24 protein-coding genes are annotated in these 22,804 nt (G+C 74.8%); 13 read left to right on the plus strand and 11 right to left on the minus strand.

The window, feature by feature from the left end:
- Positions 1-79 precede the first annotated feature (79 nt).
- The 3 genes from XF36_RS21370 to XF36_RS21380 are packed head-to-tail and all read right to left on the minus strand — an operon-like array spanning position 80 to position 2,876.
- Positions 80-745, minus strand: coding sequence for a GNAT family N-acetyltransferase (locus tag XF36_RS21370; RefSeq protein ID WP_060713334.1), 666 nt, complete (start codon positions 743-745; stop codon positions 80-82).
- A 5-nt stretch (positions 746-750) separates the two neighbouring features.
- Positions 751-1,971, minus strand: a complete 1,221-nt coding sequence (glp, locus tag XF36_RS21375) for a gephyrin-like molybdotransferase Glp (protein WP_082375558.1) — start codon at positions 1,969-1,971, stop codon at positions 751-753.
- A 2-nt stretch (positions 1,972-1,973) separates the two neighbouring features.
- A complete protein-coding gene (locus XF36_RS21380) occupies positions 1,974-2,876 on the minus strand; it encodes a UTP--glucose-1-phosphate uridylyltransferase (protein WP_060713336.1) in 903 nt (300 codons plus the stop codon).
- Positions 2,877-2,912: 36 nt separating this feature from the next.
- Between XF36_RS21380 and XF36_RS21385 the strand changes: the two genes are divergently transcribed.
- From XF36_RS21385 to XF36_RS21395, 3 genes are all read left to right on the plus strand, one after another.
- Positions 2,913-3,560 carry a 5-formyltetrahydrofolate cyclo-ligase gene (locus XF36_RS21385; protein ID WP_238588979.1) on the plus strand — a complete coding sequence of 216 codons (648 nt, stop codon included), beginning with the start codon at positions 2,913-2,915 and terminating at the stop codon, positions 3,558-3,560.
- A 107-nt stretch (positions 3,561-3,667) separates the two neighbouring features.
- Entirely contained in the window at positions 3,668-4,012 is a 345-nt protein-coding gene (locus XF36_RS30725) for an FmdB family zinc ribbon protein (protein ID WP_082375559.1), read from the plus strand.
- Positions 4,013-4,112: 100 nt separating this feature from the next.
- Positions 4,113-4,763, plus strand: coding sequence for an SAF domain-containing protein (locus XF36_RS21395; RefSeq protein ID WP_060713338.1), 651 nt, complete (start codon positions 4,113-4,115; stop codon positions 4,761-4,763).
- A gap of 62 nt (positions 4,764-4,825) precedes the next feature.
- Here XF36_RS21395 and XF36_RS29635 read toward each other — a convergent pair whose 3' ends face one another.
- Complete coding sequence (locus XF36_RS29635) at positions 4,826-5,425, minus strand: acyl-CoA dehydrogenase family protein (protein ID WP_238588980.1); 600 nt, start codon at positions 5,423-5,425, stop codon at positions 4,826-4,828.
- A gap of 141 nt (positions 5,426-5,566) precedes the next feature.
- The gene (locus XF36_RS29640; RefSeq protein ID WP_238588981.1) at positions 5,567-6,304 is read right to left on the minus strand and encodes an acyl-CoA dehydrogenase family protein; all 738 of its coding nucleotides are present in this window, start codon (positions 6,302-6,304) and stop codon (positions 5,567-5,569) included.
- Between the two features lie 313 nt (positions 6,305-6,617).
- Between XF36_RS29640 and XF36_RS21405 the strand changes: the two genes are divergently transcribed.
- The 3 genes from XF36_RS21405 to XF36_RS21415 are packed head-to-tail and all read left to right on the plus strand — an operon-like array spanning position 6,618 to position 9,683.
- A complete protein-coding gene (locus tag XF36_RS21405; RefSeq protein ID WP_060713339.1) occupies positions 6,618-7,088 on the plus strand; it encodes an RrF2 family transcriptional regulator in 471 nt (156 codons plus the stop codon).
- A gap of 22 nt (positions 7,089-7,110) precedes the next feature.
- The gene (locus XF36_RS21410; protein ID WP_060713340.1) at positions 7,111-8,415 is read left to right on the plus strand and encodes an acyl-CoA dehydrogenase family protein; all 1,305 of its coding nucleotides are present in this window, start codon (positions 7,111-7,113) and stop codon (positions 8,413-8,415) included.
- Positions 8,415-9,683: a DNA-binding protein gene (locus tag XF36_RS21415; protein WP_060713341.1), complete on the plus strand. Its 1,269-nt coding sequence runs from the start codon at positions 8,415-8,417 to the stop codon at positions 9,681-9,683. Before XF36_RS21410 ends, XF36_RS21415 begins: the two co-directional genes overlap by 1 nt.
- Before the next feature lie 18 nt (positions 9,684-9,701).
- On the opposite strand, the gene XF36_RS32625 is transcribed toward XF36_RS21415, so the two are convergent.
- Complete coding sequence (locus XF36_RS32625; protein ID WP_168169545.1) at positions 9,702-9,869, minus strand: hypothetical protein; 168 nt, start codon at positions 9,867-9,869, stop codon at positions 9,702-9,704.
- Between the two features lie 167 nt (positions 9,870-10,036).
- On the opposite strand from XF36_RS32625, the gene XF36_RS21420 reads away from it, so the two are divergent.
- Positions 10,037-10,456: an antitoxin gene (locus tag XF36_RS21420; RefSeq protein WP_060713342.1), complete on the plus strand. Its 420-nt coding sequence runs from the start codon at positions 10,037-10,039 to the stop codon at positions 10,454-10,456.
- A gap of 69 nt (positions 10,457-10,525) precedes the next feature.
- Here the strand turns inward: XF36_RS21420 and XF36_RS21425 are convergent, their stop codons facing one another.
- From XF36_RS21425 to XF36_RS21445, 5 genes are all read right to left on the minus strand, one after another.
- Positions 10,526-11,017: a MogA/MoaB family molybdenum cofactor biosynthesis protein gene (locus XF36_RS21425; protein WP_369804864.1), complete on the minus strand. Its 492-nt coding sequence runs from the start codon at positions 11,015-11,017 to the stop codon at positions 10,526-10,528.
- A gap of 223 nt (positions 11,018-11,240) precedes the next feature.
- Positions 11,241-13,028 (minus strand): trypsin-like peptidase domain-containing protein, encoded by a 1,788-nt coding sequence (locus tag XF36_RS34435; protein WP_060713343.1) that lies wholly within the window; start codon positions 13,026-13,028, stop codon positions 11,241-11,243.
- Positions 13,029-13,086: 58 nt separating this feature from the next.
- Complete coding sequence (locus XF36_RS21435) at positions 13,087-14,544, minus strand: sensor histidine kinase (protein WP_060713344.1); 1,458 nt, start codon at positions 14,542-14,544, stop codon at positions 13,087-13,089.
- Positions 14,541-15,236, minus strand: coding sequence for a response regulator transcription factor (locus XF36_RS21440; RefSeq protein WP_060713345.1), 696 nt, complete (start codon positions 15,234-15,236; stop codon positions 14,541-14,543). The genes XF36_RS21435 and XF36_RS21440 overlap by 4 nt, the downstream gene beginning before the upstream one ends.
- 76 nt (positions 15,237-15,312) lie before the next feature.
- Entirely contained in the window at positions 15,313-16,170 is an 858-nt protein-coding gene (locus tag XF36_RS21445; RefSeq protein WP_060714884.1) for an NAD(P)-dependent oxidoreductase, read from the minus strand.
- A 73-nt stretch (positions 16,171-16,243) separates the two neighbouring features.
- Here XF36_RS21445 and XF36_RS21450 point away from each other — a divergent pair, with 73 nt between their 5' ends.
- From XF36_RS21450 to XF36_RS33020, 6 genes are all read left to right on the plus strand, one after another.
- Complete coding sequence (locus tag XF36_RS21450) at positions 16,244-16,930, plus strand: SGNH/GDSL hydrolase family protein (protein ID WP_060713346.1); 687 nt, start codon at positions 16,244-16,246, stop codon at positions 16,928-16,930.
- Positions 16,931-16,962: 32 nt separating this feature from the next.
- Positions 16,963-17,769 carry a polyphosphate kinase 2 gene (gene ppk2 / locus XF36_RS21455; protein WP_060713347.1) on the plus strand — a complete coding sequence of 269 codons (807 nt, stop codon included), beginning with the start codon at positions 16,963-16,965 and terminating at the stop codon, positions 17,767-17,769.
- Between the two features lie 167 nt (positions 17,770-17,936).
- Entirely contained in the window at positions 17,937-19,031 is a 1,095-nt protein-coding gene (locus tag XF36_RS21460) for an SDR family oxidoreductase (protein ID WP_060713348.1), read from the plus strand.
- A 25-nt stretch (positions 19,032-19,056) separates the two neighbouring features.
- Positions 19,057-19,614: a TetR/AcrR family transcriptional regulator gene (locus XF36_RS21465; protein WP_060713349.1), complete on the plus strand. Its 558-nt coding sequence runs from the start codon at positions 19,057-19,059 to the stop codon at positions 19,612-19,614.
- A 45-nt stretch (positions 19,615-19,659) separates the two neighbouring features.
- The gene (locus XF36_RS21470; RefSeq protein ID WP_060713350.1) at positions 19,660-20,412 is read left to right on the plus strand and encodes an FkbM family methyltransferase; all 753 of its coding nucleotides are present in this window, start codon (positions 19,660-19,662) and stop codon (positions 20,410-20,412) included.
- Positions 20,413-20,461: 49 nt separating this feature from the next.
- The gene (locus tag XF36_RS33020; protein ID WP_060713351.1) at positions 20,462-22,801 is read left to right on the plus strand and encodes a CDP-alcohol phosphatidyltransferase family protein; all 2,340 of its coding nucleotides are present in this window, start codon (positions 20,462-20,464) and stop codon (positions 22,799-22,801) included.
- Positions 22,802-22,804 lie beyond the last annotated feature (3 nt).

The raw sequence follows: 22,804 nt of genomic DNA on the forward strand, positions 1-22,804 counted from the left end.
GGACGGTGCGAAACCAGAGACGTGCGGTACACGTGTGACTCCGGTGAGTGATCGTACTAGGTGTGGGGGCTGCTCAGGGTCAGGACCGCGACGCGCGGCCGTGGCGCACCAACCGGGCCGCGAAACCACCCGGCGGGATCTCCTCGGCGGTCACGGCGTAGGCGTAGTGGTCGCGCCAGGCGCCGTCGACGTCGAGGTAGCGCTGGAGCAGTCCCTCGCGGCGCAGCCCGAGCCGGGCGAGCACGGCGATGCTGGCCGCGTTCTCCGGGCGGACCGTGGCCTCGACGCGGTGCAGCCGGACCGGGCCGAAGCAGTGGTCCAGGACGAGCGCGACCGCCGCGGTGGTGATCCCCCGCCCGCCCAGCGTCGAGTCCAGCCAGTAGCCGACGTAGCCCGACAACAGCGGTTCCCGCACGACGTTGCCGACCATGACGTGCCCGGCCATCGCCCCGTCGACGGTGATCGCGAACGGCAGCGACAACCCACGCCGGGCGGCCCCGCGCAGCAGCCACCACCGGCCGGGCCACTCCGCACCGGAGTTGCGGCGGGCCCACCCGCCGTAGGTCGTCGGCTCCCAGGGGCGCAGGAAGTGCTCGTCCCGCACCCGGATCCGGGCCCAGTCACCGCCGTCGCGCAGCCGGACCGGGCGCAGCCCCACCTCGTGCCCGCGCACCCGCAGCGGCCCGAGCACGGCGGGCCAGCCGGGGTGGCCGCCAGGCGGTTCGGGGACGACGGGCGGCGGCACTCGGCTCAGTTCCGCCCGCGGGGGACGAGCTCGACGTGCTCACCGACGGTCATCTCGGTGACGTCCTCGTCGATTACCGCCAGGGCGTTGACCTCGGACAGCACGGCCAGCAGGTGGGTACCCGACGCGCCGAGCGGCTGGGCGAGCAGCTCGCCGTCGTCGTCGGATCGCAGCAGCCGTGCCGGGATGTAGGACCGCCGCCCGGCCGGGGAGACGATCGGCGAGGTCAGCCGCGCGGTCCAGGTGCGCCGCAGCGGCTCCTGGCCCAGCGCCAGCCGGATCAGCGGCCGGACGAACACCTCGAACAGCACCAGCGCCGTCGCCGGGTGTGACGGGAACAGGAACACCGGCACCGCGTCCGGGCCGAGCCGGCCGTAGCCCTGCGCGGAACCGGGGTGCATCGCGACGCGGGTGTCGTCGATGCCGCCGAGGTCGGCCAGCCCGCTCTTGGCCTCGGCCGCGGTCGTCCCGCCGCCCGCCCCGCACACCACGACGATCTCCGACGCCGGCAGCAGGTCCTCGACGGCACCGCGGATCTCCGCTGCGCTGCCGCCCACGGTGCGGGGCCGGTTGGTCTCCGCGCCCGCCTCACGGGCGGCGGCGACCACCGCGTGCGAACAGACGTCAGCGACCTGCCCGGACGCCGCCGAGCGGCTCACCTCCACCAGCTCGTCGCCGACCGAGACGACCGAGACCCGCGGCCGCGGGTGCACGAGCAGCTTGTCCCGGCCGGCGGCGGCGAGCATCGCGACCTGGGCCGAGCCGACGACGTCACCCTCGCGGACGGCGACGTCACCGGACTGGACGTCCTCCCCCACCCGGCGCACGAAGCCCGCCGACGGCACGCCGCGGCGGATCGTGAGGCGCGCGGCGCCGCCGTCGGTCCACCCCAGCGGGGCGACGGCGTCGGCGAGGGTCGGCAGCGGCGCCCCCGCCGCGACACGGACGGCCTGGCCGGGCTGCAGCCTCAGCGGCTGGCGCGACCCGGCGGCGATCTCGCCCACCACCGGCACGGTGACCGGGGAGGCGTCGCTGGCCCCGGCGACGTCGACGCTGCGCACCGCGTAGCCGTCGATCGCCGCCTGGTCGAAGACCGGCAGCGGACGCGCCGCGACGACCTCCTCGGCGCTGCGCAGCCCCTGCGCGTCGGTGATCGCGACGCGCACCGGGGCCGGGCGCACCGCCACGTCCAGGATCCGGGACAGGTGATCGGTGACCGTGCGCACTCTCAGTCCTTCAGTCGCTCGTTCAGCCAGGTCCGCAGATCCTCGCCGTACTCCGGGTGCTGCAGCATGAAGTCGACGTAGGCCCGCGCGTACCCGGCGGGGTTGCCCAGGTCGTGGCGACCGCCGCGGTGCACGACGACGTGCACCGGGTGCCCCTCGGAGATCAGCAGCGCGACGGCGTCGGTCAGCTGCAGCTCACCGCCCGCGCCCGGGGTGATCCGGTCCAGCGCGTCGAAGATCGCGCGGTCGAGCAGGTAGCGACCGGCCGCGGCCAGGGTCGACGGCGCCTCGTCCGGGGCGGGCTTCTCGACCATCCCGTGGACCTGCTTCACGTCGTCGGCGCCGGTGTCGGAGACCTCGAAGACGCCGTAGGCCGAGATCTGCTCGCGCGGCACGTCGAAGGCGCAGAGCACGCTGCCGCCGTGCTCCTCGCGGACCTGGGCCATCCGGGCGAGGACCCCGGTCGGGAGGACCAGGTCGTCGGGCAGGAGGACGGCGACGGCCTGCTCATCGTCGGCCAGCGCCGGACCGGCCTGGGCGACGGCGTGGCCGAGGCCCTTCGGCTCGTACTGGTACACCGACTCGACCTCGAGCAGGCCGGGGGCGCGGCGGACCTTGTCGGCCAGCTCGCCCTTGCCCCGGCCCTCCAAGGTCTTGACCAGCTCGTCGTCGGTGCGGAAGTAGGCCGCGACCGAGTCCTTGTCCGGAGAGGTCACCACCAGCAGCCGCTGTGCGCCGGCCTCGGCGGCCTCCGCGGCGACGAGCTCGATCCCGGGCGTGTCGACGACGGGGAGCAGCTCCTTCGGCACGGCCTTGGTCGTCGGCAGGAACCGGGTGCCCAGACCCGCCGCCGGGACGACGGCGGTGCGGAAGGCCCCGGTGCCGCTGGACGTCTGCACACTCATGGTCGGCGAGCCTAGCCACAGCTCTAGCCTGGAGCCGTGACGGCTCGCGCGGGGGACGGGGGTGGATCGTCGCCTGATCAGGGTGGACGACCCGGTGAAGCCAAGCGGGCACTGCGGCGGCTGCTGCTGGCGGAGCGTCGCGGGCGCCCGGTCACCGGCCGGGCCGCGGCGGCCGCAGCGCTGTCGGCGCACCTGTGCGCGCTCGCCGCCGCGACGCCCGGCCCGGTGGCCTGCTACCTGCCGATCGGCACCGAACCCGGCGGTGCGGGGCCGGACGTGCCGTCACTGCCCGACGCCCTGGTCGCCGCGGGCCACGAGCTCCTCGCCCCGGTGGTGCCGGACGAGCCGGGGCCGCTGGACTGGACCGTCTACCGGGGGCCGGACGACCTGGCGCCCGGGCCGCTCGGGGTCGTCGAACCGACCGGTCCCCGGCTCGGACCCGCCACGCTCGCGACGGCGGGCCTGGTCGTGGTGCCCGCGCTGGCCGTCGACCGGCGCGGACGACGGCTGGGCCGCGGCGGCGGCTTCTACGACCGGACGCTCGCGCTCGCCGCGCCCGGCGCCCTGCTGGTCGTCCCGCTGTACGACGGCGAGCTGCGCGACGAGGTCCCGGCCGAGGACCACGACATCGCGGTGGGGGCGGTCGCCCTGCCCCGTGACGGGGTGGTGCATCTCTCGCCCTGACCGTGTGGACGGGTCGGCCCGCCCGTCGCCGCGGAGTATGCTGGCACTCGCTCTCATCGAGTGCCAGCCCATGGGCGGGCACCGCCCCAGTTCGTCCGGAGGATGTTGTGCCGACCTACCAGTACGCATGCACCGCGTGTGACCACCGCTTCGAGGCGGTGCAGTCGTTCTCCGACGATGCCCTCAGCACCTGCCCGAACTGCGGCGGGACGCTGCGCAAGGTCTTCTCCTCGGTGGGCATCGTCTTCAAGGGCAGCGGCTTCTACCGCACCGACTCCCGCTCGGGTTCGGTCAGCAGCGGGTCCTCCTCCGAGTCGGCGAAGTCCGACAGCTCGTCGTCGAGCTCGTCGTCGGACTCCTCCTCGTCGGGCTCCTCGTCCTCCTCGGACTCGGGCAGCTCGTCGTCCTCGACGTCGTCCACCGCCTCGTCCTCGAAGGCCGCCGCCTCCTGATCCGTCCACAACCGGCCGAGTTGTCCACAGGCCGGTGGATCGGCCCGTTCTGAGCCGCGTCCCGCCCTAGCGTCGGAACCACGACGGCGGAGGGACGGTCATGGCGGAGGAGACACAGCGGGCGGACCGGCCGTGGGACCGGTTGCTGCGGCGGCCCGCCTGGTCACGGGCGTTGTTGGCCCGCCGTGTGCTGGCCGCTGCTCTCGCGGTCGCGGCCGTGGTGGTGGCGCTGCTCCCCGCCGCAGGTGACGAGCGGGTCCCGGTGCTGGTCGCGGCGCGCGACCTCGCCCCCGGCACGGCGCTGGGCCCGGCCGACGTGGTCGTGGCCGCCTGGCCGCCCGCCCTCGCCCCCGCCGGTGCGCTGACCGCGCCCGCCGCCGTGGCCGGGCGGCTGCTCGCCGGACCGGTGGCCGCGGGCGAGCCGATCGGTGAGCTGCGGCTGGTCGGGTCCGCGCTCGCCGTCGTCACCGGAGGGCCGGGCGCCTCGGCGGTGCCGCTGCGCCCGGCCGACCCGGCGGTGGCCGCGCTGTTGTCCCCCGGCTCCCGGGTGGACGTCGTGGCGGGCGGCCCGGACGGCGCACGTGTGCTGGCCGCCCGGGCCGGGGTGGTGGCGGTGCTGCCGCCCGCCGCAGGGGCCGCCGGAGCGCGGGCGGACCCGGGGCCTCTGGTCCTGGTCGCGCTGCCCGAGGCGGAGGCGACCGCGGTGGCGGCGGCGACGCTGGCCGGCGAGGTCACTGTGACCCTGCGATGAGCGCGGCGGCACCGGGGGCCGCCGGCGTCGGGTGCCCGGCACGCGGCCGGGCACCCGGTCGGTCAGCCGGCGATCGTGCCGATCGACTCGTGCTGCTTGCCGAAGACGACCATGTCGTCGTCCATGATCGCCCGCGGGTTGAACAGCGGATCGGCGAGGATGCCGTGGACGCGGCGGCGCTGCATGCCCATGTTGCCGCCGTCGTAGATCGGGAGCACCGCGACCTCGCGCAGCAGCTTGCCGAAGCCGTTGGCGGTCTCCAGGCTGTTGACGCCGACGATCTGCATGCACTTGTACACGCAGTCGATCATCATCTCGGTCACCTGGATCTTGTTCATCGCGCCGACGAGCTCGGCGTGCTGGTCGTGCTTGTCCAGGTAGTCGGCGGCCCGCCAGCAGAAGTAGCGCGCCATCTCGATCTTCGACGCGACGTCGCCGAGCACGTAGCCGACGTTCTGGAACTCGATGATCGGCTTCAGGGCGCCCGCGGTGTTGTTGCGGGCGAAGTCCAGGGCCGTCTCGTAGGCGGTGCGGGCCATGCCCACCGCCGCGATCGCCGCCACCGGCCCGGACCAGGCGAAGTTCCGGTTGATCACGAGGTCGCCGTTGCCCTCGGCGCCGGGGAGGAGGTTCTCCACCGGGATCCGGGCGTCGGTGAACACGATCTCGGCGTTCGAGGCCAGCCGGTGACCGATCTTGTCGAGGTGGCGGAAGGTGACGCCCGGCGTACCGCCCTCCAGGATCAGCGCGGACAGTCCCTCGGTGCCACCCGCCTCGGAGTCGGTCCGGACAATGAGCCTTTTTCAACCTGACCAGCGAGCTTCTGCGTCAGGAGATCGCGAAGGTTGCAGCGCAACTGCTCTGACCACAGCTGCACAGGTCACCGGCTCGCCAGCTCGGCGTCTGCACCCACACAACCAGGCCCCTGAGCTGCCGGAACGGCAGGTTGAAAAGGGCTCAATGAGGGTCCCGGCGTTCACGCCGGTCTCGTCCCACCCAGCCGAGGACGGCCAGTACTTGCGCCCGTTGACGACGAAGTGGTCGCCGTCGCGGACGGCGGTGAGTCCGACGCCGGCCGGGCGCGGCAGCGGGATGTCGAAGTTCGCGGTGCCGGCCGGGTTGCCCGGCGGCTCGCTCGCGGTCCACCCGCCCAGGTAGGTGCCGGTCGGGTCGGAGGTGGCGGCCCGCAGGATGCGTTCCTTCTGCTCGTCGCTGCCGTACCAGGCGATGGGCATGAGGCCGAGGCCGTTGCAGAGCACGGTGCAGGCGAAGCCGGGGTCGACCGCGCAGATCTCCTCGGCGGCGATGACCAGGTCGACGCAGGAGACCCCTCCGCCGCCGTACTCGGCGGGCAGCATGCACATGGCGATGCCCGCCTTGTACGCCTCGACGTAGGCGCCCTTGGTCATCCGGAAGCCCTCGAGCGGGTCGGGCTCGGCGTCCGCCGCCGCGACGACCGGCTGGAGGACGTTCTCGGAGAACGCACGGACGTCGTGCTGCAGCTTGCGCTGCTCGTCGGACAAGGTGAAGTCGACAGGCATGGCGCTTCCCTTCGCATCGGGATCGGGGACGGCACCGGGCCGGAACCGGTACCCGGCGTACCGGTTCGGAACTGGCTCGGTGGCCGCCGACCATCGGGCCCGCGGCGCCGTCGACGGAAGGTCCGTGTCACGAGCGGCGCCACCCCCGTCACGGGCGGTTTCGCGACACCCTCGTGCAGCGCCCGGGAGCGCCACGGCGGCGCCGACGGCACCGCTCCGAGGGTCGCCACACGAGCTTCACCTGGGGAAACACAGCAGTAACCGGTAGATCGAATACTGCTTTCATCCCCGGCGACGAGGAGCACACGCGCCCGTGAAACACACCAGCCACGCCGACTACGCCCTCCGTGTCCTCATGTACCTCCGGGTCGCCCCGGGCGGGCGGGGCTCGGTCGGCGAGATGGCCGACGCCCACCGCGTCTCCCGCCACCACCTGGAGAAGGTCGTCCAGCGGCTCGCCGCCGCCGGGCTCGTCGCGACCTCCCGCGGGCGGGGCGGCGGTGTGCGGCTGGCCGCGCGGCCGTCGTCGATCACGGTCGGGGCCGTGATGCGGGCGATGGAGAGCGACTTCGCCGTCGTCGAGTGCCTGGGGCCGGCGCGCTACTGCCGGATCGCGGGGGTGTGCGGGGCCCGGAACGTGTTCTCCGACGCGCTGGACGCCTACTTCGCGGTGCTCGACGCCGCGACCCTCGACGACATCGCGGACAACGACATCGGGCTGCGCGGAGCCCTCGAGCTCACCGGGACCGGCTTCCGCGGCCACGGGCCCGACTCCCCCCGGTGACCGGAGCCGCAGGAGGTGACCGATGGCCGTCGACTTCACGCTCTCCCGTTCCCAACGCGATCTGAAGCGCCGGGCTCGTGAGTTCGCCCGGGAGGTGCTGCGCCCGGTCGTCGAGCGGGCCGAGTCGCTGCCCGACCCACAGGAGGCGTTCCGGGCGACCCGACCCGCCTACGAGGCCGCCTACGCCGCCGGGCTGACCACGCTGTTCCTGCCCCGTGAGCTCGGCGGCGGCGGGCTGTCCCAGGTGGACTTCCTGATCGCGGTCGAGGAGCTGTGCGCGGTCGACCCCGGCTTCGCGACGACCCTGCTGGTCAACGGCCTCGCCCTGAAGCCGCTGCTCTGGGCCGCCCCCGAGGAGCTGCGCGACCGGTGGATCCGGCGCGCCACCGGTGACCCCACCGGTCGCTTCCTGGCCGGGTGGGCGGTGAGCGAGCGGGGCGGGACCGCGAACTTCGACCACCCCGACCGGCGGGCCGGCATCCAGCTCGTCGCCACCCACGACCGCGCCCGCGGCGAGTACGTCCTGCACGGGGAGAAGCACTGGCCGTGCAACGCGGGCGGCTGGGACCTGCGGGGCGCCGACCTCAGCGTCTGCATCGTGCGGACCGACCGCACCGCGGGCGGGACCTCGGCACTGAGCGCCGTCGTCGTCGAGCGGGGCACGCCGGGGCTGTCGTTCGAGGTGATCGACAAGATGGCCCACCGCACCTGCCAGAACGTGACGATGACCTTCCGCGGCGTCCGTGTCCCCGAGGAGAACGTCTTCGCCCACGGCGACGGGGACCTGCTCATCAACCGGGCCTTCACCTGGTCGGGCCCGATCGCCGGGATCGCCGCGGTCGGCGTCGCACGGGCCGCCTTCGAGTTCACGCTCAAGTGGGCGCGGACCTTCACCGGCGGCGGCTCGGCGCCGGTGATCGAGCACCAGGCGGTCGGGAACCTGCTCGCCGACGTCGCGGCGCGGATCGAGGCGGCCCGCTACCTGTGCTGGAAGGCCGCGCACTACCTGGACCGGCACGACGGGCAGGGTCAGGCGCTCGCCGGGATGTCGAAGACGTTCTGCACCGAGCTCGTCAGCCAGGTGGTGAACGACTGCATGCGGGTGGTCGGGGTGAACGCCCTGGACCGCCGGTTCCCGATGGAGCGCTTCTACCGCGAGGCCGCCGTCTTCCCCCTCTACGACGCCGGCAACCTGGCCATGCAGCGCCGTCGCACCTGGGGCGTCATGACCGACCCCGGCTACGACCCCGACGTCTTCGCCGACGGCGACCCGCTCCCCTTCACCCGATCCATGGAGGGCATCGGCACCGTTCCGGGGGTGCGCTGATGCCCGACCGGGACGGCTCATCGGCCTTCGCCCGCACCCGGGACGCGTGGGAGCGCTTCGCGGCGGGCGACGAGGTGCCCGCGGACGTGCCGTTGTCGATCGCGCTGTCCTGGTTGCGCTGCCGGGACCGCCACCGGCTCGACCCGCTCGCGCCGGTGCAGGCCCCCGTGCGGGACGACGTGGTCTACCGCCGGGACCACGCCTCGGTGTTCACGATGCTCGGCGCCGTCGCGGCGGGGATCCCCGGCAGGCACGACGGGTGCGTCGCCGCGGTCACCGACGGCGACGGCCGGGTGCTGGCCTCGTGGGCGGCACGCGGTTCGGGCGAGTGCGCCCCGGCCCCGGGCAGCGTCTGGGCCGAGGCGCGGGCCGGGACCAACGGTGCCGGGACGGCGCTCGCCCACCCACGGGCGGTCTGCGTGCGGGGGCCGGAGCACTGGAGCTCGGCATTGCACGACCACAGCTGTGTGTCGACGGCGGTGTGCGACCCGGTGCTCGGCACGGCGGTGGCAGCGCTGACCGTCTCCACCCGGGGCCACTGCCTGCCGGTCCGCCCCGACGACCTGCTCCTCGCCACCGGCCCCGCGCTCCGTGTGCTGTGCGACGCCGCGGCCCGCTCCAGCGCCGTGCTGGCGGGTGCCTTCGTCGACCTGGACCGGCGCGAACCGCGACCGCTGCTCGCGCTCGACGGCGGCGGCCGGGTCGTCGCGGCGAACTCGGCGGCCCGCCGGCGGGGCCTGCTCCCCCGCTCCGACGGCGGCCGGGCGCTCGGCCGGGCCGTCGCACCGGCGCTGGTCCGGGCCTGCGGGGGCGATACCTGGTCGGGGACGGTCGTCGTCGGCGCCGCGGGTGACACGGGCGGCGCCGGTGGCACCGGGGCGGGCACCGACGACGTGCTGCCGGTCCCGGCTCCCACCCTCGCCGGGGACGCGCCGGACCGGGTCGCCGCGGTCGGACGGGGCGGGCGGCTGCACCTGCTGGCCCGCGACGACGTCCGGCACGCCCGCGCCGACGGCCACGACGTCTGGCTGGTCACCGACGTCGGTGTGCTGCGGGCGGCGCACCGCGGGATCGACCGGTTGGCCCGCGAGCTGGAGCCCGCCGGGTTCCTCCGGCTGCACCGTGGACACCTGGTGAACGCCGCGCGAATCCGGAGCGTGCACCGCGGACCGGACGGCATGACGGTGGCCACCGACCGGGCCGGTGCCGAACGGATCCCGGTGTCGCGCCGCGCCGTCCCAGCGGTGCGGGCCGCGCTCGGTCTCTGAGCCGCCGGGCCCGGCGGCTCAGCCGCCGTGGTGCGGAGGGCGGTTCTCGGTGAACCAGCGGTCGGGGTCCGCGGAGTCGCGCTCGTCGGCGGCGCCGTAGTCGGCCCGCTCGTCGGTGGTGGTCGAGGGGTCGTCGCCGAAGATCTCCTCGATCCGTCGGCGCGTCCGGTCCGCGGGCTCGCTCATGGCTCCATGGTGCCGTGCGCGGGCGGCGCGGGTGGACACCGATCCCGCGTCACCGTGCCGTGCCGGGCTCGCGAGGCCCCACGGCGACGCGTCCGGGTGCCACCATGGAGGCAGCCGTACGCATCCGTCCGGGGTCCCCGGGCGGCGACAGGAGAGGTGGACCGCTCATGGGGTTCCTGGACAAGGCACGCGAGGCTGCCGAGAACGCGATCGAGAAGGCGAAGCCGCACCTGGACAAGGCCTTGGAGCAGGCGGGCCCGCACCTGGACAAGGCCAAGGAGAAGGCCGGCCCGCTCGTCGGGAAGGCCGCGGAGAAGGTCGACCAGGCCACGGGCGGCAAGTACTCGGAGCAGATCGACGGGGTGAAGGGCAAGGTCGAGGGCGCGCTCGGGCACCACGACCCGGCCGCTCCCGGCGCCGGCACGCACGGCGACGCCGTCCCGCCGGTGCCGCCCGCCCCGCCCGGCGGTGACGCGTTGAAGCCGCAGGGCAACCCGGCCGCGTCGCAGCAGCCGCCGGCCGTGCCGCCGGTCCCGCCGGAGCGCAAGGACGACGGCGGCGTCCCGCCGGTGCCCCCGGCGAGCTGACCACACGACGAACGGGCCCCGGCATCCGCCGGGGCCCGTTTCGGTCGTGGGACCGGCCGCATGACCGGGTCAGTCGTCGAGGCCGGACAGCTCCGAGATGACGTGCGGGACGAGCGGGGTCAGTGTGGCCATGCCGTCGCGGACGGCCGCGCGGGACGCGGCCAGGTTGACCACCAGCGTGCTGCCCGAGACGCCGACGACGCCACGGGACACTCCGGCGTCGACCGCTCCGGCGGCGAGACCGGAGGCGCGGATGGCCTCGGCGATGCCCGGTACCGGCCGGTCGAGCACACCGGTGGTGGCGTCCGGGGTCACGTCGCGGGGCGACACGCCCGTTCCGCCGACGGTCACGACCAGGTCGACGCCGCCGATCACGGCCGTGTTCAGCGCGCTGCGGATGGCCACCACGTCGCCGGGGGCCGAGACCACGCCGTCGACGAGGAAGTTGGCCTCCTCCAGCAGCTCGGTGACCAGCGGACCGGTGCCGTCGGACCGCTCACCCGCACTGACCCGGTCGTCGACGATCACCACGAGAGCACGGCCGATCTGCGGACCCGACATCTCCATGCCGTCACCCTAGCGCCGGCCCGGGGCCACCCCGGGGGAGGCCGTACCGGTGCCGGGAGGGGGGACCGGCACCGGCACGACACTCCGGGCGCATTCGATGGGGCACCACCGAATGCCGGACCACCCCATCACGACGGTTCTTCACCCGTCAACGACCTGCCGTTCGCACCACCCGCACGGCCCCGTCCGGTCGGACGACGTCCACCCGGGCGGGCCGTCACTGCTCGCCCAGCGTCACCTCGACGGTCCGGGTCGCCCCGCCCGCGTCGAGGACCTCAAGCTGGACGACGCTGCCCGGCGGCTGCGACCGCACCGCGGCCTGCAGGTCCGTGCCGGTGGTGACCCGCTGGTCACCCAGCCGGGCGACGATCTCCTGCAGACGCAGTCCGGCCTTCGCGGCCGCGCCGTCCGGGGTGACCTCCTGGATCACCGCGCCGCGCAGCTGCGGGTCGTTGCCGACGGTCACGCCGAGCACGGCGTGCGTGGCCTTGCCGCCGGAACGCAGCTGGTCGGCGATGCGGCGGGCCTGGTTGATCGGGATAGAGAAGCCGACGCCGATCGAGCCGCCGCCCGGCCCGGCCGTCGCGATCGCGGAGTTGATGCCTACGACCCGGCCGTCGGCATCCACCAGCGGGCCCCCGGAGTTGCCGGGGTTGATGGCAGCGTCGGTCTGGATCGCGTTCAGCACGGTGTCGCTCGCCCCCGGCGCACCCGACTCGGCGGGGATGCCGACGGCCCGGTCGACGGCCGAGACGATGCCGGTGGTGACCGAACCGCCGAGCCCGAGCGGCGCCCCGAACGCGGTGACCTGCTGACCGACCCGGACGCGGTCGGAGTCGCCGAGCTCGACCGTCTTCAGGCCCGGCAGGTCGGTGCGCACGAGCGCGATGTCGGACTGCGGGTCCTGCCCGACGATCGACCCGATGGCGGAGCGGCCGTCCTGCAGGACCACGCGCAGCGTCCCGCCCTGGGCCGCCGGGGCGACGACGTGGTTGTTGGTGAGGATCAGGCCGTCGCTGCCGACGATCATGCCGGATCCCTCGCCGCGGTCACCGACGTTGCCCGCGCCGCCGTCGACCCTGATCTGGACGACGGCGGGCAGCACCTTCGCGGCGACGGCCTCGATCGATCCGGCCGGTGCCGTACCCCCGGACCCGCCCGCGATGCGCGCGCCGACCAGCCCGCCGAGGGCACCCGCGACCAGCGCGATGAGCAGCCCGGCCGCGACCAGGACGACTCCCCGGCGTCCGCGGCCGGGCGGACGCGGCGAGGCGGGTGGGGCGCCGACGGCCCACGGGGGCGGGGTGGGCCCGCCGGGGGCCGGTGCACTGGTCGCGCCCGGGTGCGCCGGGAGCTCCCGGGTGCCGTCCGCCGGCACCGGCGTCGTGTCCGTCGGGCCGTCCCGGGTGTCCGCGTCGGGCGCGGCACCGCCGGAGCCCGCGGCGGGCGCGTCGGCGGCGGTGGAGCCGGGGCGGGCCCACGGGTTGGCGGGCACGGCCCAGCGGTCGGTGGGCGGGTCCTGGGTGGAGACGGCCTCGGTGTCGGGGCGGTGGTCGGGTTGCGGGGCGGCGTCCTCGTCGGCCGGGGTGCCGGGGGACGCGGGGGCCGTTCCGGAGACGCCGGTCACGCCGGCCCTCGACGCGGCGGTCGTGCCGGAGCCGGTGGACGCGCCGCCGTCGGAGGCCGCAGGTGCCGGCGCGGACTCCCCACCCGGACCGGCCGCGGCGGTGTCATCGGCCGGGCCCGCGTCGACACCGTCCCCGGCAGCGCCCGGTGAGCCGGTGGCCGGGCCGTCGGCGGACCCGTCCGACGCAGATCCGTCACCGGGGGCCGCGGACGAGACGGACCGCGGTCCGTCCTGCTCGGTGTCGGTGTCGCCGGAGGGCCCCGCCGGTCCCGCGGGGGCGGGGGTCGCGCCGTCGCGGCCGGAACCGTCCCCGGAGTCCCCGCCGGACGTCCCCGCTCCGGTGCGGGTCGGCTCGTCGGGCGGGTTGTCCTGGGTCATGCGTCCACCGTCCGTCGTCTCACAGGAGCACCACCCCGTCACGGGGTGTCGCACCAGGTTATGGGCTGTCCGGCTCCGCCACGTACCGGCCTGGCAGGGCCATCGAGAGCAGCGCGCCGCCCTCCGGGGCGCGCCCGGCCCGCACCTCTCCCCCGTGCCGCGCCGCCGCCTGCGCGACGATGGACAGCCCCAGCCCGGAGCCGGGCATGGTGCGCGAGGTGTCGGCCCGGTAGAAGCGGTCGAACACGTGCGGCAGGTCTTCGGCGGCGATCCCGTCGCCCTCGTCGGCGACCTCGATGACCAGCCACTCCGGCGAGATCGGCACCATCGACAGCCGCACGGTGCCGCCGGGCGGGCTCCACTTCACGGCATTGTCGAGCAGGTTCAGCACGGCACGTTCGAGCGCGCTGGCGTCGCCGTCGAGGATCCACGGGGTCCGGTGGACCTCGAAGTCGACCTCCCCCGCCCGCCGCTTCACCCGGTCCAGGGCGCGGTCGACGATCTCGGTGAGCTCCAGTGCCTCGCTCGTCATGGTCGGGGCGTCGTCGCGGGCGAGCTCGACGAGGTCACCCACGAGGTGGGACAGCTCCTCGACCTGGGCGCGGACGTCGTCGAGCAGCTCGGTGCGGTCCTGGGCCGGCAGGTCGGGGGTGTCCGGCCGGTCGGCGGAGGCGAGGAGCTCCAGGTTGGTGCGCAGCGAGGTCAGCGGGGTGCGCAGCTCGTGCCCGGCGTCGGCGACGAGCCGGCGCTGCTGTTCCCGCGACGCGGCCAGCGCGCCGAGCATCGTGTTGAACGACTGGGTGAGCCGGGCGAGCTCGTCGGACCCGGAGACGGGGATCGGGCGCAGGTCACCGGTCTTGGCGACGCGTTCGGTCGCCGCAGTGAGCCGCAGCACCGGCCGCAGCCCGGTCCGGGCGACCGCGACCCCGGCGAGCGCGGCCAGCACGACACCGCCGAGCCCGACGATCGGCAGCGCGGTGCCCATCCGGGTCACCACCCGGGTCATCGTGTCGAGCCGCTGGGCCAGCACCAGCGCACGGCCGTCCCCGGCCCGGACGGCGACGATCCGGTACGGCACGCCGTCGAGATCGGCGGTGCGTCCCGGCTGGGTCGGCCTGCCCTGGGCGACGGCGATCTCCGGCTCCCCCAGCGGCGGCCGCGACGACTCGTCGGCCGAGGTCGCGATGCCCGAGGAGTAGACGAGAGCGATGTGCAGGTCGGCGGCGCCGAGCACGTCGGGCGGGAGCGCGGCGAGCAGCCGCGGGTCGATCAGGTCGCTCTGCGCGGCGGCGTAGGCACGCTGGCGCAGCGTCTCGTCCAGCGAGCTGGTGAGGTTCTGGCGCACCACGAGGAACGCGGCGGCGGACACGAGCAGCACCATCGCGGCGGCGACGAGTGCGGCCAGCACCCCGATCCGGGCGCGCAGCGTGAACCGCTCTCGGTCCGGCTCGGCCGCGGGCCCGCGGCGCCACCAGCGCTCGGCCCGCTCCTCGTCGAGCGGGAGCGGCTGGGTCACGGCGGGGTGTCCCGCAGGACGTAGCCGACGCCGCGCACCGTGTGGATCAGCCGCGGCTCGCCCTCGGCCTCGGTCTTGCGGCGCAGGTAGCCGACGTAGACCTCCAGGGCGTTGCCGCTGGTCGGGAAGTCGTAACCCCACACCTGCTCGAGGATCTGGGCGCGGGTCAGCACCCGGCGCGGGTGCGCGAGCAGCAGCTCCAGCAGGGAGAACTCGGTGCGGGTGAGGCTGATCGGCCGTCCGCCGCGGGTCACCTCGCGGGTGTCGGGGTCCAGCGACAGGTCGCCGAAGGTGAGCGCGGGGCTGGTGCCCGCGTCGTCGTCGGTATCGGGGGTGCGGCGGCGCAGCAGCGCGCGCAGCCGGGCCAGCAGCTCCTCCAGCGCGAACGGCTTGGGCAGGTAGTCGTCGGCACCGGCGTCGAGCCCGGCGACCCGGTCGGACACCGCGTCGCGGGCGGTCAGCACGAGGATCGGGAGCGCGTCACCGGCGCTGCGCAGCCGCCGGCACACCTCCAGACCGTCGACGCGCGGCATCATCACGTCCAGGACGAGCGCGTCGGGCCGGTCGGTGAGCATCTTGTCCAGCGCGACCTGGCCGTCCTCGGCGAGGTCGACCTGGTAGCCGTTGAAGGCCAGCGAACGACGCAGCGAGTCCCGGACCGCCTTGTCGTCGTCGACGACCAGAATGCGCATGGGCGTCAGTCTCGCCGACGGCTCTGAGAGGAACCTGAGCAGGCCCTGATCGGCGGATGGTGATCAGGGCCCTCGGTCAGGAGGCCTTGTAGGCGGCGGCCATGTCCTCGCCGCCGTGGCCGCGCTCCGACGCCCGCAGCAGCCGGTCCCGCACCGCGGGCGCGACGTCGAGCCGGGTGCCCGAGGCCTGGGCCGCGGCGACGATCAGCCCCGCGTCCTTGGCCGCGTTGTCCACGGTGAAGCTGGGGGTGAAGTCGTCGTCGAGGATCGCCCTCGCCTTGTTCTGCAGGTAGGGCAGGTCCAGCGGGCCGCCGGCGACGGCGTCGAGGAAGGCCTGCGGGTCCACCCCGAGCCCCTGGGCGAGCGCGACGGACTCCCCGGTCGCGGCAGTGATGGCCAGCACCCAGCTGTTGGCGACGAGCTTGAGCCGGCTCGCCTGCGCGGACTCGCAGTCCTCGGCGACCCAGACGGTCTGCCGGCCAACGGCGTCGAACACCGGGTCGACGACCGGGCGCGCCGCGGGGTCGCCGGCGACGAACACGGTCAGCTGCCCGGCCTCGGCGGGCGCGCGGGTGCCGAGCACCGGCGCGTCGAGCAGGGTCAGGCCGTGGCGCTCGGCGATCGCACGGAGCCCGTCGAACGGCTCGACGCCGACGGTGGTGGTCTGCAGCCACACCTGGCCCGGCGCGAGACCGTCGGCGGCCTGCTCCAGGACGGCGGTGACGTCGTCGGCGTCGCCGAGCATCGTCACGATGACGTCGGCGCCGCGGACGGCGTCGGCCGGGTCGGTGTGCAGGGCCGCGCCCGCATCGGCGAGCGGCTGCGCCTTGGCCGCGGTCCGGTTCCAGACCCGCAGGTCCAGCCCGGCCGCGAGGATGTTGTGCCCCATCCCGGCGCCCATGATCCCGGTCCCCAGCAGTGCGACGGTCGTCATGGCGTCCACGGTAGTTCCGCGACGGTGGTCCCGCCGGGGTCACCGGCCCCGCGGAACCTGCTTCACTGGGGCAGTGGCCGACACGGGTGAGCCCGTCTTCTCCAACCGGACCGGGCGCCCGCCGGGCCGGATCATCACCGCGGTCTCCCGGTTCGTGCCCGGGATCCGCCGCGTGCAGCAGCAGATCGAGCCGTACGCGGCGCACTGGGAGGAACGCAACCGCACCGAGCTGTCCCGGACCGGCCCGCTCTGCGTCGTCCTCGGCGACTCGATGGCCCAGGGCATCGGCGCCTCGCACCCCGAGCGCGGGTGGGCCGGGCAGCTGATCGGGCGGCTGCCCGGGTGGCGACTGGTGAACCTGTCCCAGTACGGCGCCCGCGTCGACGACGTCCTCGACGCCCAGCTCCCCGTCGCCGAGGGACTGCACCCCGAGCTGCTGCTGTGCCTGGTCGGGTCCAACGACCTGATGCAGCCACGGCACCAGGACGGCGTCGGGCACCGGTACGCGGCACTGGTCGACCGGCTTCCTCCGGGCGCCTTCATCGGGAACCAACCGGGAACGTTCGCGGCGGCGCTGCAGGTCAACGGCCTGATCGACGACGCCGTGCGGCACCGTGGGCTTGTCCTGGCCGAGCTGCGGGACCCGCGGACCCGGCACTGGCGCGGCAAGCTGGCCTCCGACCGGTTCCACCCCAACGACCGCGGCTACGCCGCCATCGCCGAGGTGTTCTCCGAGGCACTGCGCCGGGCGGGTCGCTAGGGACGGGTGCACCGATCTGGTTGGGTGTCCCGATGGCGACCAGGAGACTGCCGCGCAAGATCTACGACGCCGAGCTCCTCCGCCTGCAGGGCGAGCTGCTGCAGATGCAGGAGTGGGTCCGGGCCTCGGGCGCACGGGTCGTCGTGGTCTTCGAGGGGCGCGACGCCGCCGGCAAGGGCGGTGCGATCCAGCGCGTCACCCAGTACCTCAACCCGCGGTTCGCGCGGATCGTCGCTCTGCCCGCTCCGACCGAGCGGCAGAAGGGGCAGTGGTACTTCCAGCGCTACGTCGAGCAGCTGCCCGCGGCCGGCGAGATCGTGCTGATGGACCGGTCCTGGTACAACCGCGCCGGCGTCGAGCGGGTGATGGGGTTCTGCACCGAGGCCGAGTACCGCCGCTTCCTGCGCCAGGCGCCGGTGTTCGAGAACATGCTCGTCGAGGACGGCATCCACCTGCGCAAGTACTGGTTCTCGGTCAGCGCCGATGAGCAGGCGCGGCGGTTCGCCGAGCGTCTGGAGAACCCACTCAAGCAGTGGAAGCTCTCGCCGATGGACCTCGAGTCGATGACCCGGTGGGACGACTACTCCCGCGCCCGCGACGACATGCTGATCCACACCGACACCGACCACGCGCCGTGGTGGATCGTCGAGGCCGAGGAGAAGCGCAACGCGCGGATCAACATGATCCACCACCTGCTGGGCTCGATCCCCTGGGAGCCGGTGGAGCGACGGGTGCTGACCCTGCCGGACCGGGTGCCGTCGACGGGCTACGAGCGTCCGCCGCGCGAGGTGCAGCGCGACGTGCCCGACCACGCCGCGTCGCTGATCCGGGCCGGCTGATCCCGGACGGCCGATCCCGGTGGGCCGATCCCGGTCGACTGACCCCGGTCGACCGACCCCGGTCGGCTGATGTCGGTCACAGTCACCCGGTTGGTACGGGCGGTACCGGATACCGTCCCGCGGAGCGACGGCGCGGCACGGACGCCGCGCGGAAGGGCGGTGCCGGGATGGGTGTCGTGCTGTTCACCGGGTTCCCCGGTTTCCTCGGGTCGGCCCTGCTGCCGCGGACACTGCGCCGCGCGCCGGACTCGCGCGCGGTCGCCCTGGTGCAGGCCAAGTTCCTGGACCAGGCCCGCACGACCCTGGCGCGGATCGAGCGCGAGGCGCCGGAGATCGCCGGGCGCACCGACCTCGTCGTCGGGGACATCACCGTCGACGGGCTGGGGCTGGAGCAGGCCGAACGGGAGAGACTGCTCGGTGGGCCGCTGGAGATCTTCCACCTGGCCGCGGTCTACGACCTCTCGGTGCCGGCGGACGTCGCGTGGTCGGTGAACGTCGAGGGCACCCGGCACGTCGTGCGGTTCGCCGAGGCCGCCTCGGAGCTGGTCCGGCTGCAGTACGTGTCGACCTGCTACGTCTCGGGCCGCTACGACGGCATCTTCTCCGAGACCGACCTGGAGCTCGGCCAGCCCTTCGCCAACCACTACGACCACACCAAGCACGAGGCCGAGCGGGTCGTGGTCAAGGCCCGCGACGCCGGCCTGCCGGTGTCGATCTACCGGCCGTCGGTCGTCGTCGGGGACTCGGTCACCGGGGCGACGCAGAAGTTCGACGGCCCGTACTACCTGCTGCAGCTGATGGCCCGGCAGGGCCGGACCGCGTTCGTGCCGCTCCCCCGGGCTGCATCCCGGACCCGGTTCAACCTGGTGCCCTCGGACTACGTCGTCGACGGGATCGCCGCGCTGGCCGGGCACGGTCCGGCGGTGAACCGGACGTTCGCGCTGGCCCAGCCGGCCCCGCCGACGGTGACCGAGATGTGTGAGGTGTTCGCCGACCGGCTCGGCAACCAGCTGCGCGTGGTGCCGATGCCGGTCGGGCTCGCCGCGTTCTCCATCGACCACGTGCCCGGCGTCGGACGACTGTTCAAGGTCCCCTCCAGCACGCTGGAGTACCTGACCCACCCGTCGCACTACGACACCGACGCGACCACCGCGATGCTGGGCCCGCTGGGCGTGCACTGCCCGCCCTTCGAGGAGCACGTCGACGCGATGGTCCGCTTCTTCCGGACGAATCCGCAGGTCGGAACGGCTGCGATGGTCTGACGCACGGAGGTCTACCGTCTCCGGCGTGGCCATCGAGCGGAACGACGTGCTCCTCGCGGCCGCGACCGTGCTCGTGCAGAACCCGGCCGCGTCGATGTCGGAGATCGCGACCGGCGCCGGCATCAGCCGGGCGACCCTGCACCGGCTCGTCGACGGGCGGGAGGCCCTGATCGAGGAGCTCAGCGAGATGGGCGTGGAGCGCGGGAGCGCCGCGATCCGGGAGGCCCGCACCGGCGAGGGCGACCCGATCGAGGCGGTGCGCCGGGTCATCGTCGGCCTGCTGCCGTCGGTGGACCTGTGGGTGCTCGCCGAGCGCACCCAGTCCAGCGACGAGGTGCTGGACCGCTACGCCGAGATGGACACCCTGCTCGTCGAGCTGTTCCGGCGCGGGCAGCGCAGCGGGGTCTTCTGCGTGACCCAGTCCGCGACGTGGATGACCGACGCGCTCTATGCACTGCTGACCCGGGCCGTGCTCGCCGCCCACGACGGCAGGCTCGCGCGCCAGGAGATCGTCGGGGTGACCGAGCGCACGCTGCTCACCGGCGTCGTGGAGACCGCCGACCGCAGCCCGGCCACACCCTGACCGTCGAGGTCCGTTTCCTGCCCGTTCGTCCACTACGCTCGGGGTGTGCTCACCCGCGCCTCCGGCATCGCCCGCTCGCTCGCGACCTACCACGGGATCCCGGGCCGGCAGCGCCGGATGCGACGCTTCTACTCCGCGTTCCTCGGCCCCGGAGACCTCGCCTTCGACGTCGGCGCGCACGCCGGCAACCGGGTCCGCGCGTGGCGCGCCCTGGGTGCGCGGGTGGTCGCCGTCGAGCCGCAGCCGGACTTCACCCGGCTGCTGCGGCTGTTCTTCGGCCGCGACGACGCCGTGACCGTCCTGCCGGTGGCGCTCGGCGCCGCCGAGGGCACCGCCCGGCTCGGCGTCTCCAGCGCCACCCCCACCGTCTCGACGCTGTCCCAGCGCTGGCGCGACACCGTCGCCGACGACGCCGGGTTCGCCCGCGTCCACTGGGACTCCTCGATCGAGGTGCCGGTCAGCACCCTGGACGCGCAGATCGCCGAGCACGGCGTCCCGGCCTTCTGCAAGATCGACGTCGAGGGCTTCGAGGCCGACGTCCTCGACGGGCTGTCCCGTCCGCTGCCCGCGCTGTCGGTGGAGTACCTGCCCGCCGCGCACGATGCGACGCTGGAGTCGCTCGCCCGCATCGAGGCCCTCGGGAACTACGTCTACCGCTACTCCCCCGTCGAGACGATGACCTGGGACACCTCGGCCGGGGACCGCTGGGTCGACGCCACCGAGCTGTGCGCCCTGCTCGACCGGCGGCGCCCGCTGGGCCGCTCGGGCGACGTCTACGCCCGCCACCTGCCCGCCTGACCGCACCGCCGGGCGGATCACCGGACAAGTCGGGCATGCTGGACTCCTGATGCTCCGGAAGTCCAGCGGCCCCGCCGCCTCCGCCCCCGTCGCCCTCCAGGTCGTGGCGGGCGCGGCGCTGCTCGCGGCCGTCCTCGCCGTGCTCGTGCCGACGACCGGAGCCGGGGCCCTGCGGGTCACCGGCGCGGCCGTCACCGGCGCCCTCGGCGCCGCGATGCTGCTGCGGGCCGCGCGCCGCGCCGGGGAGCGCACACTCGGTCCGGCCGGCGTGGTGACCCTGGCCCGCGGCGCGCTCGCCGTGGCCGTCGTTTCGCTGGTCGGTCTGGAGGGCGCCGGGACCGTCGCGCTCGTGACGCTCACCGCCGTCGCGCTCGTCCTCGACGGCGTCGACGGCCCGATCGCGCGCCGCACCGGCACGGTGACCGCGCTGGGCGCCCGGTTCGACATGGAGACAGACGCGTTCCTGCTGATGGTGTTGTCGACACACGTCGCCGCGACGACCGGGCACTGGTGGGTCACCGCGCTGGGCCTGCTGCGCTATGCGTTCGTCGCCGCCGGGCGGGTCGCGCCGTGGCTGCGCGGCGAGCTCCCGCCCCGCTACTCGGCGAAGGTCGTCGCCGCCCTGCAGGGGGTCGTGCTGGTCGTGACCGCGGCCGGGGTACTGCCCGTCTCCGCCGCGCTCGTCGCGGTCGGGGTGGCGCTGGCCGCGCTGGTGTGGTCGTTCGGCGTCTCGGTGGTGCAGCTCTGGCGGGCGGCCGACCGGCACCCGTTCCACACCCGCCGGGCCGCGGCGGCGCTGTTCACCACGCTGTGCGCCGCGCTCGTCGGAGTGATCCTGGTGCTGCCCGCCGACCCGGTCGCCCTCGACCCGGCCGGGCTGCTGCGGCTGCCGATCGAGGCGGTGCTCGGCGCCGCGGTGCTCGCCCTGCTGCCCGGACGGGCCCGGTGGGTCGCCGCCGCCCTCGCGGGGACGCTGCTCGCCGCCGTCGGGCTGCTCAAGCTCGCCGACATCGGGTTCCTCACCTTCCAGGGCCGCCGCTTCGACGCCGTGTCCGACTGGTCGCTGCTCGGCAACGCGCACGACTTCCTGCGCGGCACCGCCGGGGCGGCGGGGACCGTGGTCGTGGTGCTCGCCGGCGTCGTCGCGGTGGGGCTGGTGGCGGGCACGGCCGGCGCGGTCGTCCGGCTCGGGCGGCTCGCAGCCCGGCACCGACGGGCCACCGTCGGCGTCGCCGCACTGCTGGCCACCGCCTGGCTGGTCGTCGGCACGGTCGCCGACGCCCGGCTCGTCGCCGGGGTGCCGGTGGCTGCCGCCGACGGCGTCGCCGAGGTCGCGCACCGCGCCCAGCAGGTCCCGGAGACGCTGCGGGAGCGCCGCGAGCTCACCGAGAGCCTCGCCCGCGACGGCTGGGACGGCGCCCCGCCCGACGCGCTGCTGTCCGCGCTGCGCGGCAAGGACGTCGTGATCACCTTCGTGGAGAGCTACGGCCGCAACGCCCAGCACGCTCCCGAGATGGCGCCGCGGATCCGGCCGGTGCTCACCGAGGCCGACGCCCGCCTCACCGCGGCCGGGTACGGCGCGCGCAGCGGCGTGCTCACCGCACCGATCAACGGCGGCGGCAGCTGGCTCGCCCACGCGACGCTGTTCTCCGGGCTCTCCATCGCCGACCAGGGCGCCCACGACCGGCTCACCGCGTCCGACCGGCTCACGCTCCCGCGCGCGTTCCGCGACGCCGGGTGGGAGACCGCCGTCGTCACCCCGGCGACGACGCGGGAGTGGCCCGAGGCCGCGTTCTTCGGTCACCAGCGGGTGTACGCCGGCGACGACCTCGGCTACGCGGGCCCGCCGTTCAGCTGGTCCCCGATGCCCGACCAGTACACCCTCGACGCGTTCTCCCGGCTCGAGCTCGACCGCCCCGACCGGGGGCCGCTCCTCGGCACCGTGGTCCTGACCTCCAGCCACGCGCCGTGGTCGCCGGTGCCGCCGCTGCTGGACCCGGCGGGGATCGGCGACGGTGCCGTGTACGGCCCCTACGCCGGCGGCCAGCAGTCCTACGACACGATCTTCTCCCTCGACCGGGAGACGCTGCGCGGGGACTACCTCACCTCGCTGGAGTACGCGCTGCGCAGCGCCACCGGCTGGGTCGCCGATCGTCCCGGGAGCGACCGGGACCTCGTGGTGCTGCTGCTGGGCGACCACGAGCCCGGCGCGACGGTGTCCGGGCCCGGCGCGGGCTCCGACGTCCCGATCTCGGTGATCACCCGCGACACGGAGGTGCTCGACCGGATCGACGACTGGGGCTGGACGCCCGGGCTGCTCCCGCCGCCGGACGCGCCGCCGTGGCCGATGGCCGAGTTCCGGGACCGGATCCTGGCCGCGTTCTCCTGACCG

The sequence above is a fragment of the Pseudonocardia sp. HH130629-09 genome, from assembly GCF_001294645.1.
Taxonomy (GTDB): Bacteria; Actinomycetota; Actinomycetes; order Mycobacteriales; family Pseudonocardiaceae; genus Pseudonocardia.

Coding starts and splice junctions, on each gene's coding strand:
- XF36_RS34435 (WP_060713343.1), bottom strand. CDS start 13,028: ATGACCCAGGACAACCCGCCCGACGAGCCGACCCGCACCGGAGCGGGG.
- XF36_RS21425 (WP_369804864.1), bottom strand. CDS start 11,017: ATGTCGGGTCCGCAGATCGGCCGTGCTCTCGTGGTGATCGTCGACGAC.
- XF36_RS21380 (WP_060713336.1), bottom strand. CDS start 2,876: ATGAGTGTGCAGACGTCCAGCGGCACCGGGGCCTTCCGCACCGCCGTC.
- XF36_RS21415 (WP_060713341.1), top strand. CDS start 8,415: ATGCCCGACCGGGACGGCTCATCGGCCTTCGCCCGCACCCGGGACGCG.
- XF36_RS32625 (WP_168169545.1), bottom strand. CDS start 9,869: ATGAGCGAGCCCGCGGACCGGACGCGCCGACGGATCGAGGAGATCTTC.
- XF36_RS21440 (WP_060713345.1), bottom strand. CDS start 15,236: ATGCGCATTCTGGTCGTCGACGACGACAAGGCGGTCCGGGACTCGCTG.
- XF36_RS33020 (WP_060713351.1), top strand. CDS start 20,462: ATGCTCCGGAAGTCCAGCGGCCCCGCCGCCTCCGCCCCCGTCGCCCTC.
- ppk2 (WP_060713347.1), top strand. CDS start 16,963: ATGGCGACCAGGAGACTGCCGCGCAAGATCTACGACGCCGAGCTCCTC.
- XF36_RS21445 (WP_060714884.1), bottom strand. CDS start 16,170: ATGACGACCGTCGCACTGCTGGGGACCGGGATCATGGGCGCCGGGATG.
- XF36_RS21410 (WP_060713340.1), top strand. CDS start 7,111: ATGGCCGTCGACTTCACGCTCTCCCGTTCCCAACGCGATCTGAAGCGC.
- XF36_RS21420 (WP_060713342.1), top strand. CDS start 10,037: ATGGGGTTCCTGGACAAGGCACGCGAGGCTGCCGAGAACGCGATCGAG.
- XF36_RS21395 (WP_060713338.1), top strand. CDS start 4,113: ATGGCGGAGGAGACACAGCGGGCGGACCGGCCGTGGGACCGGTTGCTG.
- XF36_RS21460 (WP_060713348.1), top strand. CDS start 17,937: ATGGGTGTCGTGCTGTTCACCGGGTTCCCCGGTTTCCTCGGGTCGGCC.
- XF36_RS29640 (WP_238588981.1), bottom strand. CDS start 6,304: ATGCCTGTCGACTTCACCTTGTCCGACGAGCAGCGCAAGCTGCAGCAC.